Below are 16189 nucleotides of genomic sequence, written 5' to 3'. Positions count from 1 at the left end.
TTGGTATTAGCACCTGTTTCCAAGTGGTATCCCAAGCTAAAGGGCAGGTTGCCCACGTGTTACTCACCCATCCGCCGCTCGCGCTTCTGACTTCCTACCGAAGTATTCTGTCAAAATTGCTCGCTCGACTTGCATGTATTAGGCACGCCGCCAGCGTTCGTCCTGAGCCAGGATCAAACTCTCATTTTTTAAATGTTTGTTTGAATGTTTGCTCATTCGTTCCAAGATTCGCATCTCGGATTTATTTGCTTGCGAAATTGACTTCGCTCTTTTGTTTTGGGTTCTTTAAACCCGCACATTTTTGCGAAAACATTGTTCAGTTTTCAAGGTACTACCTGCTGCTCTAAAGCAGCTTATTTATTTTGCCAGATTCAAGCGTTTTTGTCAAGCACTTTTTTCTGACTCATTTTTGCCGTCTTACCGGACAGCGTTTATTATCTTACTAAAACAATTGTCTTTTGTCAACTGCTTTTGCTTGATTTTGTTTTGAACTTGTTATTTGTCGTAACTCGCTCAAACACAAGTAATACCTTACTCTTTTTCTCTTAATTCGTCAAATCAATCATTTTGTTCGTTATTTAAGTAAATTCGTAATCAAATTAGTTTTGTCTAATATCTGATACTGCAATTTTTCGTTTTTATGACTAGACCAATTTGCTAATTATTCGTAATTTCATCATTTTTTTCAAGTATTGCAGCAAAATTTTTTACAAAAAAAGCGCAAGTTTATTAAACTCACGCAAAAAATAATTATTTCTCTAAATTAAAGTTTCTTCTTTAGTAATTTTTGTCATTCCGTTCATATAAGGAACCAAAACTTCTGGTACAGTGACTGTGCCATCTTCATTTTGATAGTTTTCTAAAATTGCGGCAACAGTTCTGCCAACAGCCAAACCTGAGCCGTTGAGAGTATGTGCTAAATGCAGTTTACCATCTTCGTCACGGTAACGAATTTGTGCACGACGAGCCTGGAAGTCAGTACAGTTCGAGCAACTAGAAATTTCACGATATTTATCTTGAGCTGGCATCCAAACTTCCAGATCATAAGTCTTGGCACTAGTAAAACTGGCATCCCCAGTAGATAAAGCAACTACATGATATGGCAAATCTAGTTTTTGCAGTAAATGTTCGGCGTTATGAGTCAGTTTTTCTAATTCATCCCATGAATCTTCCTGCTTACAAATTTTTACCATTTCGACTTTTCTAAACTCGTGCATTCTAATTAAGCCACGCGTATCACGTCCAGCTGAACCAGCTTCGCTTCTAAATGCTGGTGACAATGCAGTAACATTGATCGGCAGCTTGTCACCATGAATAATTTCATCACGGAAATAGTTAACAAGCGGTACTTCTGCAGTAGGAATCAAAGTTAGATCCCTGGGTTTGTCCGGATTATCATTATCAACGATGGTATAAACATCTTCGCGGAACTTAGGGAATTGTCCTGTACCTTGCATTGATTCATCATTAACTAAATATGGCGGAATGATTTCGGTATACCCTTCCTTAGTGTTTTCATCAAGGAAAAAGTTAAATACAGCTCGTTCAAGTAAAGCACCGGCACCTTTATAATAGACAAAGCGGGCACCTGAAACTTTAGCACCTCTGTCCCAGTCCAAGATATCTAAATCTGTACCAATATCCCAGTGTGCTTTAGGCTTGAAAGCTAGTTTAGTTGGCTCATGCCATTTACGAACTTCTTCATTATAACTTTCGTCGGGTCCGATTGGGTCAGAATCATCGGGAAAGTTAGGCAACCGCAACAAAATATAATTTTGCTTTTCAGTTAATTTGGCAACCTTATCATCAAGTTCCTTAATTTCCTGTCCAACTTCACGCATTTTTTGAACTGCAGCAGAAGCATCTTCTTTATTCCTTTTTATTGCAGCAATTTCTTTTGAAACTGTATTACGCTCTGCTTTTAACTGCTCGCTGCGGTTCAGTTCTTCACGCCGATCAGCGTCAATTTTGACTAATTCATCCAATTCTTCCGGCTTAACGCCACGTCTGCCAAGTTTATCCTTGGCCCAAGCAAGATTCTCGCGAATCACCTTAATATCCAGCATCTTTTTACCTCCACAAAAAAAGCCAACTCTTCCCATCAAATTGGGACGAATTGGCTCATACATGGCTTCGCGGTACCACCCAGTTTCAGCTAAATTAAGCTGCACTTCATTAAGTCGGCGATAACGATGCCGCGTGCCGTGTAACTATTAATTACCCACATAAATGGAATCTGGAAACGACTTCTATTCGCTTACACCACTATGCGAACTCTCTTAATCAGTCTTAGGATTCCGTGTTTGGATATTATTTTAAGCTATTATGCATTTTTTAGCAAATAAGTTTTAATGTTTTTTACAATTTTTAGTAAAAAGGTTGCTTTCAAAATTTAAGTTTTTGCTCAAGATCAAGCCAACCTGATTTTTTCAACAAGAAAAAATCCTCTTGATATTTGAAAAGACTACTTACTTTACTCAGATCAACCGAATAAACCAGCTTAAAGCCTAAACGAGCAAGTAAATTTTGTGAACGGGTATTATTTTGATAAGTCCCAGCCCAAATTTCCGACTGATCAAGCTTTTTGAAGGCATAGTCAAAAAGTATTTTTAAAGATTCCGTCATATACCCGTGACCGGAAAAATCTTTATCAAGCAAGAAACCAACTTCTTTAGTATGCAGCAGCTCTTCTTCGTTAGTTCCCCTATTATATAGTTCAACTAAGCCAATTAACTGCTGCGAATTACTCAAACAAATGCCATAACTATATTTTCTAGCAGCATACTGTCCTACAGCAACTTCAGCTTCTGCTAAATTTTGATAATGACCAAAGCCGGCTAAACGCTGATAATATTCATCTTGGCCCCATTTAAGTAAAGTTGGTGCATCGGCTAGATTAAATGGCCGTAAATAAACGCGACTGACCATTAGTGACCAACCAGTTTGAGCAACCAGTCCATGCCGAAATCAAGTGCGAAGCTATAAGCAAGAATAGTCCAAGGCTTACCTAAGATAATTATCCAAAAATAAGTCCAGAACTTCATATCGGTTAAACCAGCTAAAAGACAGAGAACATCATCCGGTGCCATTGGTGCAACAATACAGATCGCAAAAAACCAGTTAAACTTACGCTGGTTTTTGGTCCACTTCATATATTTATCAAGAGTTTTTTCAGAAACGATATGGAGAATAAACGGTCTACCATAAAAACGCGCTAAAAAGAAGTTAATGATCGAGCCAACGCAGATTCCGACATAGTTATAAATAAATCCGGCTACTGGTCCAAAGAAGATAACTCCACCCAGAAGTGAGACCCCGCCAGGAATAATAGGAATAACAACCTGAATTATTTGAATCAAAACAAAAATAATGGGTCCAATTATTCTCTTATTAGCCAAATATGCTTTCATTTTAGCTTGACTAGTAAATATTCCTATTTTGTACCAATAAATACACAAAAGAATAATGATAATCCCACTGACAACGGTCAGAATATTGATTAATCTTCGACTAGCTTTAGCAGACAGATGCATAACTTACCTCCAATGTTAAGCCTCATTTTACCAAAAAATATGCAGCGTGATTAGTTTTTAATTCATTAAATACTAATATTTAAATAATTTAAATATTTCGCTTCTAAAAATAAAAGGAAGCTGGTTTTAAAGCAAGTACAGCTTTCAGTTAAAGTATAATAGGTATTAATAATATAATTTTTGGAGGAAAACTTAATGACCCAAATTAGCACTGACGTTACTTACGATAAACAAAGAAAATTGCAAACAGATATTTACCAACCAGATAACAATAATTTGAATGATATCTTGTTGTTTTGGCATGGGGGAGGCTGGTTTCGGGGAGACAAAAGCAGCTTCAACGACTTATGCAGTAAAATGGCTGACCAAGGCTTTATAGTTTTTGCACCTAATTATTCCCTTGCACCACAACATCTTTTTCCGATTGCGCACCAAGACAGCATTAACTTTGTTGAATGGCTGTTAAAAACTGACTTTGTAAATAATAAAAAGCCCCACATTACCCAAATTGGCGCCAGCAGTGGCGGCACAATGGCACTTAATATTGCAGGTAAATATGGCTTCCCTACTGTTACTTGGTCGGCTCCTGTTAGTTATTCAGCCTGGATGAAAGACCATCAGGATGTCACCCCTACAATTGATGGTCGCAAAGAACTGGGCTTATCTGATTTACACGATATCAATAATGCTTTTTATAAATATTTTACGTTGGCTTATGCCGGCTCGGAAAATGAAGAAACATTAAAAAAGATGGATGCTAAATCCTATGATTACACTAATTTACACCAGTTATTAATGATTAATTCTGCGGATGAGCTATCGCCTACTCCATATTTACTCGATTTTGTTAATTATTTAGCACAAAATAATCACGCGGTTGACTTAAAAATAATATCTGGCACCAAACACGCGATGTCTTACGCTAATCAATATTTAGAATATTCATTAAATTATCTTTTGCAAGCAATAAAATAATTTTTATTATTTACTTACTAATTATTAGTAAAATATTCTGTATGTGCTATAATAATTGATGAAAACGTTTTATATTTTTGATAAGCTTATCCTACAAATATTTTTAAGGAGATAACATTATGGCTAAATATCAATCTATTAATCCTTACACTAATGAAAATTTTGCCAGCTACGACAACCCGACAGCTGAACAAATAGAAGATGCACTAAATTTAACTAACGCACTTTACCAAAAATGGCGTCATGAAGAGCCTGAGACTCGAACAGCAACATTGCACAAAATTGCTGATGGTTTGCGCGAGCATAAAAAAGAAATGGCTGAAATCATGACCCGTGAAATGGGTAAAATGATTGGCGAATCTGAAGGTGAAGTTGATCTTTGCGCCTCTATTTGTGATTATTTTGCTGATAAGGGTCCCGAATTGCTAAAACCTGAACCAATTGATTCTCAATTAGGTGATGCATATTACCTAAAGCAGGCTACTGGCGTTGTAATGGCATGTGAGCCTTGGAATTTTCCACTTTATCAAGTAATCAGAGTATTTGCACCTAACTTTATCGTTGGTAATCCTATTATTCTGAAGCACGCTCACAATGTTCCCGGTTCTGCAGCTTTAATTGCTAAAATTATTAAACAGGCTGGGGCACCCGAAGGCAGTCTAATTAATATGTATCCAAGTTATGATCAACTTGATCAAATGATTGCAGATCCAAGAATTCAAGGAGTAGCTCTAACCGGTTCAGAACGTGGTGGTTCTTCTGTTGCAGAAAATGCGGGTAAAAATCTGAAGAAATCGACTATGGAACTTGGAGGTAATGATGCCTTCATCATTCTTGATGACGCTGATCCTGAAGTTTTGAAGCAGGCTCTTAGTTCTGCCAGAACCTATAACGACGGACAGGTATGTACTTCTTCCAAACGGATTATTGTTGTTAAGTCACGTTATGAAGAAACATTGCAAGAATTAAAGAAGGTCTTTTCTAGCTTAAAAGCAGGCGATCCGCTTGATCCAGCCACTACCTTACCACCAATGAATTCACAAGCCGCTAAGGAAAAATTGACTAAACAAGTAAATGACGCTATTGCAGCAGGAGCAAAAGTGTTCTACCAATATCCTGAAATTGATTCAGATGGTGCCTTCTTCCGTCCAACCATTCTAACCAATGTTGATCGTGATAATCCTGCCTTTGACCAAGAGTTCTTTGGCCCAGTTGCTATCGTTTACGAAGTAGAAGATGAAGATGCTGCTATTGCTTTAGCTAACGATTCCAGTTACGGTCTAGGTTCTTCTGTTATCAGTTCCGACATTAAACGTGCACAAAATGTAGCTGCACAAATTGAAACTGGTATGACAGTAATTAATGGCACATGGATCAGTTCCGCTGAGTTACCATTCGGTGGTGTCAAGAAATCAGGCTATGGTCGTGAACTTAGTGACCTAGGTTTGATGGCTTTCGTCAACCAGCATTTAGTAATTTCTATGCCGACCAAATAATTAGTATAAGAGCATAAATTAAAAAAGCTGATGAGTAGCGTTTATATTAGACGTTAATTCATCAGCTTTTTTGTTGTCATTTTTTAACGGTGACGTAACAGATTGTAGCCCGTTAGTCCCGTGGTCATTACGCTGGCCAAAATCAAGAAATAGGTTGACGCACCAATTGAGACCGCATATAAAAGTAGCTGACTGGTGATGCTATGTAAAATTCCCCGGTTTGACAGTGTGCTATTAGACATTCTATATATAAGGTATATTAGAAACACAGTTTCAATTAGAGAAAGGATAAATGCAATTGTCCTATTCTTTTTAGTATCCCTCATAGTATTGTATATAATAAATAACGGAATCAGAACCATGACTAGCCAAATTACACAAAGCACAACTCCAGAAAGCAATGTGGCATTGGAAGAAAAAAGTCTGCCAGCAAGTCCGAAAGTGACTCGTGTAATTGACATTTTTTGACCGTAAGTCATATCTAAGACAGATGCGCCCGATCCAGTAAATAAAACTATCAAGTTGATAACTGCTAGTAAAACGACTAAAAGCTGGACAAAGGTAAAATGCTTGTTTACCTGAATGTTCTCCTTATGTCTATTACCCTTTTGGGACAATCTGCTTTTCGCTTTAACTTTTTCTTTCGATTCAGCCACATTATTAAACATATTAGACCCAAGTTGATTTACTTTTTGTGTTAATCGCAGATCCACAGTATAGCGCTCTATCTTTTCTGCACGACTACAAACAAAGTAGAGCCAAACGAGCAATGCAAAAAAGCAAATCCAGCCAAAACTACGGGAAAAACTCATAATAATTAATAGTGCAATTCCCAATAGAAAAACAATCATGCTGTTAACATGAATCCATTGCAGCATGCGCTCAATAACTGAATTTTGTTTTTCCGGATAAAATTCTTGCCGGTACACTTTACGACTGGCAATTTTTTTAGCGGTTTTTTCGTCTTCAAAATGAGCTTTTTCGTGTTGGTCTGTGAAAAAAGTTTCACGATATTTTTGTAAATCAAAGTGGCAATTAGGACAGGTAACATCCACATCAGTAATGGGACGACCACAGTTTGGACAAGTAGTCATGAGAAGCTTCCTTTAATCAATAATTATAATACGTTAATCATAAAACAAAAATAGCGATAAGGAAAAGGTCTTTATCGTTATTTTAATACAATATTTTTTTACTGTAATTTTTGAATTTGTTCTTTAACCTGCTTTATTTCAGCAATTGAAGCCTGCGAATCAAGCATTAATCGATCCAGTTTAAATTTGAGCAATTCTAATTCATTATTATTGCTTCTTAGCGGCTTCTTTTTTTGTGCTGCGGAAGTTATTAATTGTTTGTTTTTGATTTGCCATTTTTTTACTTTGAGTTGTCTAATAAATGCCTGATCATGTGATACCAGTATCATAGCAAACGGATAATCTCTCACAAATTCCGCCAGTGCATTAATAGAGGCAATATCTAAAAAGTTTGTGGGTTCATCAAGTAGTAACAAATTATATTGACCGGTAATTATTTTTGCTAAATTGAAACACACAAGCTGGCCACCACTAAGATCACTTATTTTGTGCTCGCCATATTGGCGCAAATGCAAATCGCCCAAGACCTGCATAGTCGAACTATCAGTAAAGATACTGGTGGCAAAAAGAGAATCAAATAAAGTTTTATCTGTTTGGCTCGCAACTATGTTTTGGTTAAAATAACCTATTTTTAATTGCGGACTATAAAAACCATGCAGCTTCCTATCCTTAACTTGTTCTAGAAAAACGGTCTTGCCAACACCATTTTGCCCAGTTAAAACTACTTTTGAACCATAAGCAAGATTTACTTCCTGCGTAAGGTTAAATAACTGTTGCCCATAAGCATTGAGCGGTTGTTTCTTTAGCCGTAATGCCTTGCTTTTCGCAGAAATAGACAGATCACTTATCCCATTATTGCCATTTTTCAGGGTAATTGCATGATGAACTGGCGGCTTTTTTAGTTCTTCTTTTTCCTTATTGATGCGGTTAGCAAGACTTTTACTGGCTCTGATAACATTATTTGCAGTTTTTTGTTTTCCCAGCGACTTTGACCGCCAATCTGATGAAGAAAGTCCTTTTTTGTTACGAGCAAAAGTTCTGATCTGATTAAAATGCTGATTATAACTTCTCTTTAACTGCTCAAGGTGCTTTTCCTTTTGCTCATAAATCGTTTCTGCTCGTTTTTGTTCATCTTGCCTAAAACTGCGAAACTCTTCATATGTTCCTGAGTAATTGTGCAATTCTTGATTTTGAATATACCAGATTGAATTACAGACACTATTCAAAAAGTTCTGGTCATGGCTGATAATTAAACAGGCAATTTTGCTTTTGTTTATTAACTTTATTAGCCATTGTTGCTGCGTAATATCCAAATTAGATGTGGGTTCGTCCAAAAGCAGCAAGCCCTTAGGCAGATTTTTCAATTTGGCAACGACCCTACTGAGAGCTAATTTCTCTCTTTGCCCGCCACTCTTATCACCAGCATCAAGCAATTGCGGAACATAAGCAAAATTACAATTGTTAATAACTGCACCTTTAATAGTAAATAAATCCGACAATTTTTCTTGAGCCAGAATCTTCATTAAAGTGGTTTTACCAGCACCATTGTTACCAATTAAACCAATTTTTTGTCTAGAATTGATGCTCAAATTTGAGACAGTCAGCAGTTTAGCAGCTGCTACATCAATTTGTAAATAATCTATTTTAATTAATTCCACTATAACACCTCAATGTATACGCGTAATTAGTAAAGTAAGACCGCAATTATAAGCAGCTAAAATTACTCTACCTGATAAATTATGATCGCTCTACGTTGAGTTAAAAATTAAAAGTGGTGCTTGATTTAAAACTACAACTAGAGCTTATTGATTATTTACTTGTCTTGACATGCCAGTATTCCTTGCTTTCTACTTAAAATTTAATTAAAAATATTATACTATAACTAATTAACATTTGTAAATGAATTAAAAAATTGGTTTGAACAAAAAAGGCTGAAACTCTCTAAATGAGAATTTCAACCACTTAATTAATTTTGCTTAATTTTTAGCACGTTTATTCTTGCGCCAATGAACACCTTCATAAGTCAACTTGACTGCAGCTGACAAGGTAATCGGCATAATAAATACTAGAATTAGCAAACCAATAATCACTGCCAATGCAACTTCAATCAGAGTCGGTATTCCTGAAGGAATTAATGCGGCAAATGTACCACCTAAGATAATGGCAGCTGAAACTACCACAGTTCCAATTATACCACACGCTTTAAGCATCCTTTGACTCGGGCTGCCGTTTTCAAGTTCACGGTAGCGTGTCATTAAGAAGATACTGTAATCAACACCCAAGGCAATTAACATGATAAAGCCAAAGAATGGGGTGTTCCAGGTAAGCATAGTTTTGCCTAAAGTAGCTTTGACTACCCACTCTGTAATTGATAATGAGCAGAAGTAAGCAATTAAAAGCGTACCCAAGATGTAAACAGGTTGCAAAAGTGAACGAGTGACAAAAATTAAGGCAATACCAATACCAATCAGCATAATGGCAGCAGTTCTAATAAAGTCCCTGTTGGCAATATCCTTAATGTCAGCGATGTTAGAACTTTCGCCACCCATTGCTACTGTGGCTTTTTTAAGACGAGTACCTGCAAAAGACTTTTTAGCCATTAAGCTCAGATCCTGCGCCTTCTTGGTTGCTTTAAGACTACTTGGGTTTGACTTAAAGACAATCATCAGCATGGCAGACTTCTTGTCAGGACTCAAATAATTCTTAATCGAAGTTTGGAAAGTATCGTTTTTGATAAATTCTTGTGGAATATAGAAAGTATCTGCAGCAGAAGAACTAGCTAAGCCATTAAGGTAAGCGGCTCCTTGACCAAGTCCGTTATTTACTTGATCCACACCATCAGTAATTTTAGGTGTGCTTGAAGCCAGCTTGCCGGCGCCAGAGTTCAGTTGACCAACGCTAGAATTCAGTTGGCCGATACCAGAACTCAATTGACCAGTACTAGAGTTAACTTGACCAATACCCGAGCTTAATTGACCAGCGCTGGAATTAAGCTGACCAATGCCGCCATTCAAAGTAGCAGCCCCATTGTTTAACTGGCCAGAAGCAGTGGCTAATCTGCCGACGCCGGATTGCAGCTGACCCATTTGACCAGATACATCTGGTATTGAAGCAGAAGCTTCTGCCCAAGATTTTTCTAAAGCAACTCCTGCAGCTTGCATTGCCGCCATCTTCTGCTGCTGAGTTAAGCCCGGAATACTGCCAATACTCTTTGCTAAATTAGCTTTATAACTCTTTTCTAAAGCAGCCTTGGTATTTTTCTGCGCGCTTGCAATACCGGCACTACCACTTGCAAGCTGAGAATTTAATTGGTTTAAGCCACTAGTCATTTGCTGAGTACCGTTTTGCAAGCGACTGGCGCCGCCTTGCAATTGACCAGTACCATTTTGCAATTGGCTGGCTCCATTTTGCAGTCTGCCAGTTCCGCTTTGTAATTGACTGGCACCGTCAGCTAACTTGCCTGTACCACTTTGCAGTTGACTAGTACCATCCGCTAATTTACTTGCACCTGCAGTTAGTTTTTTACTTGCACTGCTTAATTTGCCTAAACCGGCACGTGCCTGATCAACTCCTTGATTGACAGTGTCCAGCTGATTTTTAACGTAAAGTTGATCAATGCTTTCTCCGTATGGCTGGGTAACAGAGGTAACAAATGCTACATCATCTGATGCCTGAAGCTGTCTGGTTAATTGATCAATTAGACGTAGGTCGGCTTCATTATCAAGTTTGTGATCACTCTTAATATAAAGAGTTGATGGCTCGGCCATTCCTTTTGAAAAGTGATCTTCAACAACGAGCATCCCCGCTTTAGCCGGCACACTGTTATCAATCTCATCCGTATCATCATAATTCAAATGACCGGTGTACATCAGACCAAAGGGAAGGACAACTACTGCTAACACAATTAAGTAAACAATTGGGTGGGCAAGTGTACCTTTTGCAATACCATGCCACAATTTATCTTCATGCTCACCAGTAAATTTCTTTACCGGCCAGAACATTTTTTCGCCCAAAACAGCCATGAAGAACGGGTTGAGTGTCAGGAGTACTATTAATAAAACAGCAACGCCGACTGCAACGCCCACAGCTGATTGGTAAATTGAGAAGTTAGCCAGGCTTAGCGCTGAGAAACCAATTAAAATGGAGGAACCGGAATAAAGAATTGTTTTACCAGCCACCTTCAAGGCACTGTTCATCGCTTCGTAGCGGCCCATTCCTTTACCCAGATCCTCTTTAAATTTATCATACAAGAGAATGTTATAGTCTGTTCCAATTCCGAACAGGACAATAATCATAAAGACCTGTGTAAAGTTAGAAAATGGGAAGTTCTGGTATTTAACCAAGTTAGTAACAATCGCAAATGATGTAATAAAGGAAACGCCAACTGTTAATAATGAGATCAAAGGCACAATTGGTGACCTGAAGACAATCACTAACACGATGAAAATAAAGATAACAGTTATTACTTCTGTTTTCTTGATTCCTTCTTGAATTGCATTTGAAAAGGCATTTTGTAAAACATCTGCACCAGTGACATAGGTTCTAATGCCGGCTGTTTTAACTGCTTTAGTTAGCTGTGATTCAACATCATTAATCGGTCCGTGCTTTTTGGCCACGTTTAACTGCATTATCCAAGTAGTATTATCCTTTGATTGCAGCTTTTTCTTAGTAGCAATATTATCGTCTGGACCCAATACCATTTTGATACCGTACTGATCCTGATCATCTTTTAATCTGCTAACCGTTTCGTTAATAGCATCTTTATCATCAGCAGTCAATTTACCTTTTTGCTTATTAAAGACTACGGCAATTTGATAGGTATCCTTTTGTTTAGGACCCCAGTCATTTTGAATTGACTTTGCAACTTCACTTTGAACATCTGACGGTAAGGAAATATTTGAGTGCTCACGGGTTAACCCTGTAACGTCCGGCAAAGCCACAACAGAAATGATTAAAATTAAGATCCATGCAATTAACGAGAAAATATGATTTTTTACTAGTTTATGCACTCTGATTTTCCTTTCTATTTTTTTGCAATAATTTATTGGGCTGAACCAATTGAATAATTAATTCATGATAACCCTGGTCAGCCTCTTCACTAGTTTCTTCTGTAAAAGAATCTGATACATCTAAAAAAACGTATCCTAATACTGCTCCAATTAAGGAATGGAGTGAAACCGTGCTGTCACTTCTTAAATTTAGTTTGTCAGCCAAAGCTATTATCTTTAAAATTTCTTGAGTAATAGCATCGTCTTTTTGGTATTCATTCAAATGATAAAGAATACTAATTAATGCGGGATCATCCAGAATAAAGTCGCGGACAATATCAGCAAATTTAAGTAAAGCCTCTTCACCTGAAATTCCAATCAAATTATCAACTAATTTTTTACCTAAAATTTTAATTCTGCTTGCACCTACAAGCGACAACAATTGCTTGCGACCTGAAACATAGTGATAGAGTGACTGTGAACGAACGCCTAACTCTTTAGCTAGGTTCGGCAGAGTGGTCGCGGAAAGTCCCTTTCGTCCAATCAGCTCCGTCGCCTTCGCAATCACCTTATCTAAATCAAGGCTTCTTTTTTTAATCATTTTCACCCCTCCTTTTGACAGCATAGTGAATAATATAGCACTACAATGTGAAGAATACAATCTACAAGGTGTAAATTATTTTTAATTAATAAAAAAGCCCCCCAAGCCTTTAGTTAACGGGACTTAAAAGTCAAAGATTTAGTAAAGCTCGCGGCAATATTGTTATTTAAAAAAGCCATCAACTACTTTACCTAATTTAGCAAAATTATGATCATTACTACTCCACACACTGACACAGTAGGCATTGCCATTAGATTGGACCAGCGCTACGTTTGCTTTACTGTCACCGATGGCATATATCAGACCTTTATGATCACGGACAATCTTGGGCTTAATTTTAGCAGCGTTTAGCGTTCCCAAAACCTGATTGGAATATTGTCTGCTTAAAATTTGATCATGATAAAGACTCACCATGACTTTATTTAAATCATTGGCAGTAGTTAAAGCAGCCGGTGACTTAGAATATTTATTTTTTATTGCTGTATCCTTAACACCTGTTTTTTTAATAACTGCATTTACCTTTTTGGAGTTAACAGTACGAAGAAGGGCATTAGCGGCTGTTTGGTCGCCTTGCATCATTAATTGCTTTAAATAAGCCGCATTGTAAGCAATTCCCTTTTGCAAGAGTTTCTCTCCTTTAACGCGATCAGCTTTTTTTATTTTGATGGCTTTATTGGCAATAGACTTGCCGTGTTGTTCTTGATAAGTCATTGCAATCAGCAAAAATAAACGGCTAATAGAATTTACCCCATGATGTTGAGTAGTATTAGAAACGCGGGCAAATTTATTATTAGTAAGATCCTGAACGCAAACCTGATAACTCTGTTCTTTTCCCATTACCTGGGCAATACTTTCTGCCCATTTTTTCTCACTACCAGAAGCAATTTTAATATGATTAGGATATTCAACGTTAGCAACTTTGGGTTCACGAACAGACTTTTGTCCTTTTTTATTTCTCACAACCTGCTCTTGCTTTTCGCCAACAATTTTTAAACTGCTATTCTCCACTCTTTTGAGGTTAGCAGAATATAACATAAAAGCAATTAAAGCCGAAATTAATGAGCCTAACAAAACTTTGTTTTTCATATCAATGCCTCAGTTTAAAAGAAATGATGTCGTTTCATTAATACAATTAGCCAGACCATCAGAAAAATGGTGATCACGGTGATTGCAATCCAGTCAGATGAACTATGACCAACTGGCAGACTGACATTCATACCGTAAAAACCGGTTAAGATAGTGGGCACAGTTAGAACCAAAGACCAAACAGTTAGGAACTTCATAGTATCATTCAAGTTATTGTTCATCATATTATTGGAAGTTGCTGATAAGGTTTGCGTAACCTGCTGCGAAATTTTCACCATTTCTGCTGACTGATTCGATTCAATCAGGACATCATCAAGACGTTCACGACTGGGCTTAGTAAAATCTAGTTTAGACATTTTTAAACTGTGCAACATCATCAAATTAGTCTGAATTGAACTGGATAAATACACCAGACTTTTTTCAATATTGGACAGCTCCACTAAATCTTTATTGTTAATATCACCAGACAGCTTTTGGTCCAAACTGTTGCGTTCCGTATCAAGCTGCGTAACCGCCCGTTGAAAATACTGTGATAAATACAACAAAAACTTCATTAATAATTCCGTGACATCTTGTGCAAGTGATAATTCCCGTCTTGTGGCAGTGTCATTGAATTCATCAAAGACATAGCTGGTTGATTGCGTATGAAAAGTAAAGATGTTCTGCCCAGATATTAAAAAAGTTACAGGATGTGCTGTAAAATGCTTAATCGCTTTAGTAGGCCAAATAGGTACATCGTAAACAAGCAAATTAATGTGCGTATGCGTATCATAGTCATAGTGCGGTCGTTCATGTCTGTCTGAAATATATGTAATCATATCAGGAGTGAAATTAAAATCTACTTGCAGCTTGTTGCTGTCCTCTTCACTCAAATTACTGATGTCATACCATCTATAATTGGTTTCCACCGGAAACTTTTGCTCTCTAATCACTTTTTCACCCCTGGCCGCTATATTTAGTTGATATTACCTACCAGCTTGCTTATGCCATTATTATCTTACCATTCAAGTGAAAAACGACAAATAAAAAAACAGGCCTCGGCCCGTTTTTTTAAAATTTTAGCACTTAACTATTGTTTCCAAGCAGCATCAAATTTGTTTTTACCTGTTGTAATCGCTTTTTCTACATTACGGTTCTTTTGTGCAGCTGACAAAATTGATTGCATAATAGGAGTCAATTGACTATATGTAGCACTGGAATTCTTGATTACAGGAACGCTGTAGAGTGAATTGGAGTTGAGAATATCCTCTAATTTTGCCGGCAGCTTAAAGTCCTTGTTTGCCTTATAGTCGTCAGACTTAGTAGCCGTTTCATTAACTGGAATATAACCAGTTTCTTTTGCCCATTTAATCTGTCCGTCTTTAGAAGACAAGTATTTCATAAATTTGAAAGCAGCTGCCTTTTGCATAGCACTGGCGTGGCTGAACATATAAATATCAGTCCCTTGCGACATCGTGTACTTACTTGGACGAGCTGCAACTTCATAAGTGAAGCCCTTCTTAGCCGCCTGTTTAATCCAAGTCTCTGTTGAAGATGAGGTCACAAACATTGCCAATTTTTGATTGGTAAATGGGATATAAAGATATTTATCTGAACCAGGCATTCTGAAGTAGCCCGCTTTTTCTCCATTTATAAAGTAGTTAAGTAACTTCCTAGATTTAGTACCGGTAAAATCAATTTTACTGGAGAAATTCTCACCTTGATTTTTCATTCCTAAAACGTAGTAGTTGTCTAAGTCATCAAAGCCGGCACCAACTACCTTATGATTACTCTTTTGGTAAATAGTTTGCGCTGCCTTTTTAACCTCACTCATAGTTGTAGGCACTTTGGCGATACCATACTCCTTAAACATCTTGGGGTTATAAATTAAAACTTCAATTGACTTGTTAAACGGAATACCATATTGGGTGCCTTTAATTTGGGCGCCATTCAGCATATCCTGTTTAATGCCTGATGCGGCAACGCTGCCCCAACCGACATCTTTATTATTAATGTATGGCTTAAGGTCTACCAGCATCTTATTCTTGGCTGCGCTTTCCAGCCAACCCGGATAAGCCTGAGTGATCGTTGGCAAATTCTTAGGTGATTGTAAAGTTGAAGTAATTTTTGATTGCAGATTATCATAATCACCTTGTTGCTCAAGCTTAATCTTAATTTTAGGATTTTTATTCTCAAAGTCCTGAGCTAAACTTTTCAGAGTTTTTTCCTGAGCACCCTGCATCCCGTGCCAAAAGACAACTGTGGTTTTCTTAGTTACTTTAGGAATTTTGCTTGAACTTGATGACGACGAATTACTGTTATTTGAACAAGCAGCAGTTCCAACTAAAGCCAAGCCCGCGACTGCTATAGCCGCCAGCTTTTTACCGAAATTCATAATATTATTTTTTCCTCCAGAACATTTTTACGCGCTCACTAG

The 16189-nt window shown here is 37.4% G+C and carries 12 protein-coding genes and 1 rRNA gene; 2 read left to right on the top strand and 11 right to left on the bottom strand.

The window, feature by feature from the left end:
• From H3R29_RS01345 to H3R29_RS01330, 4 genes are all read right to left on the bottom strand, one after another.
• A 16S ribosomal RNA gene (locus H3R29_RS01345) occupies window positions 1-189 on the bottom strand; the annotation flags it as partial.
• A 569-nt stretch (window positions 190-758) separates the two neighbouring features.
• Window positions 759-2066 carry a serine--tRNA ligase gene (serS, locus tag H3R29_RS01340; RefSeq protein WP_198202358.1) on the bottom strand — a complete coding sequence of 436 codons (1308 nt, stop codon included), beginning with the start codon at window positions 2064-2066 and terminating at the stop codon, window positions 759-761.
• 319 nt (window positions 2067-2385) lie between these two features.
• Entirely contained in the window at window positions 2386-2928 is a 543-nt protein-coding gene (locus H3R29_RS01335) for a GNAT family N-acetyltransferase (RefSeq protein ID WP_198202346.1), read from the bottom strand.
• Window positions 2928-3533, bottom strand: coding sequence for a TVP38/TMEM64 family protein (locus H3R29_RS01330; RefSeq protein ID WP_110445626.1), 606 nt, complete (start codon window positions 3531-3533; stop codon window positions 2928-2930). The genes H3R29_RS01335 and H3R29_RS01330 overlap by 1 nt, the downstream gene beginning before the upstream one ends.
• A 195-nt stretch (window positions 3534-3728) precedes the next feature.
• Between H3R29_RS01330 and H3R29_RS01325 the strand changes: the two genes are divergently transcribed.
• Both H3R29_RS01325 and H3R29_RS01320 read left to right on the top strand, forming a co-directional pair.
• Window positions 3729-4508 carry an alpha/beta hydrolase gene (locus tag H3R29_RS01325; RefSeq protein ID WP_198202345.1) on the top strand — a complete coding sequence of 260 codons (780 nt, stop codon included), beginning with the start codon at window positions 3729-3731 and terminating at the stop codon, window positions 4506-4508.
• Between the two features lie 119 nt (window positions 4509-4627).
• Window positions 4628-6004, top strand: a complete 1377-nt coding sequence (locus H3R29_RS01320; RefSeq protein ID WP_198202344.1) for an NAD-dependent succinate-semialdehyde dehydrogenase — start codon at window positions 4628-4630, stop codon at window positions 6002-6004.
• An 83-nt stretch (window positions 6005-6087) separates the two neighbouring features.
• On the opposite strand, the gene H3R29_RS01315 is transcribed toward H3R29_RS01320, so the two are convergent.
• From H3R29_RS01315 to H3R29_RS01285, 7 genes are all read right to left on the bottom strand, one after another.
• Window positions 6088-7098: a zinc ribbon domain-containing protein gene (locus H3R29_RS01315; protein WP_122025671.1), complete on the bottom strand. Its 1011-nt coding sequence runs from the start codon at window positions 7096-7098 to the stop codon at window positions 6088-6090.
• 98 nt (window positions 7099-7196) lie between these two features.
• Window positions 7197-8756, bottom strand: a complete 1560-nt coding sequence (locus tag H3R29_RS01310; protein ID WP_198202343.1) for an ATP-binding cassette domain-containing protein — start codon at window positions 8754-8756, stop codon at window positions 7197-7199.
• A 318-nt stretch (window positions 8757-9074) separates the two neighbouring features.
• Window positions 9075-12107: an MMPL family transporter gene (locus H3R29_RS01305; protein ID WP_198202342.1), complete on the bottom strand. Its 3033-nt coding sequence runs from the start codon at window positions 12105-12107 to the stop codon at window positions 9075-9077.
• The gene (locus H3R29_RS01300) at window positions 12100-12687 is read right to left on the bottom strand and encodes a TetR/AcrR family transcriptional regulator (protein ID WP_046324316.1); all 588 of its coding nucleotides are present in this window, start codon (window positions 12685-12687) and stop codon (window positions 12100-12102) included. The genes H3R29_RS01305 and H3R29_RS01300 overlap by 8 nt, the downstream gene beginning before the upstream one ends.
• 162 nt (window positions 12688-12849) lie before the next feature.
• A complete protein-coding gene (locus H3R29_RS01295) occupies window positions 12850-13773 on the bottom strand; it encodes a serine hydrolase (protein ID WP_198202341.1) in 924 nt (307 codons plus the stop codon).
• Window positions 13774-13787: 14 nt separating this feature from the next.
• Window positions 13788-14705: a magnesium transporter CorA family protein gene (locus H3R29_RS01290; RefSeq protein ID WP_046324314.1), complete on the bottom strand. Its 918-nt coding sequence runs from the start codon at window positions 14703-14705 to the stop codon at window positions 13788-13790.
• A gap of 137 nt (window positions 14706-14842) precedes the next feature.
• Window positions 14843-16147, bottom strand: a complete 1305-nt coding sequence (locus tag H3R29_RS01285) for an extracellular solute-binding protein (RefSeq protein ID WP_110445619.1) — start codon at window positions 16145-16147, stop codon at window positions 14843-14845.
• Window positions 16148-16189 lie beyond the last annotated feature (42 nt).

This window comes from Lactobacillus sp. M0393 (genome assembly GCF_016102025.1).
Classification (GTDB): Bacteria; Bacillota; Bacilli; order Lactobacillales; family Lactobacillaceae; genus Lactobacillus; species Lactobacillus melliventris.
This window is presented reverse-complemented; position numbering and strand designations above follow the sequence as displayed.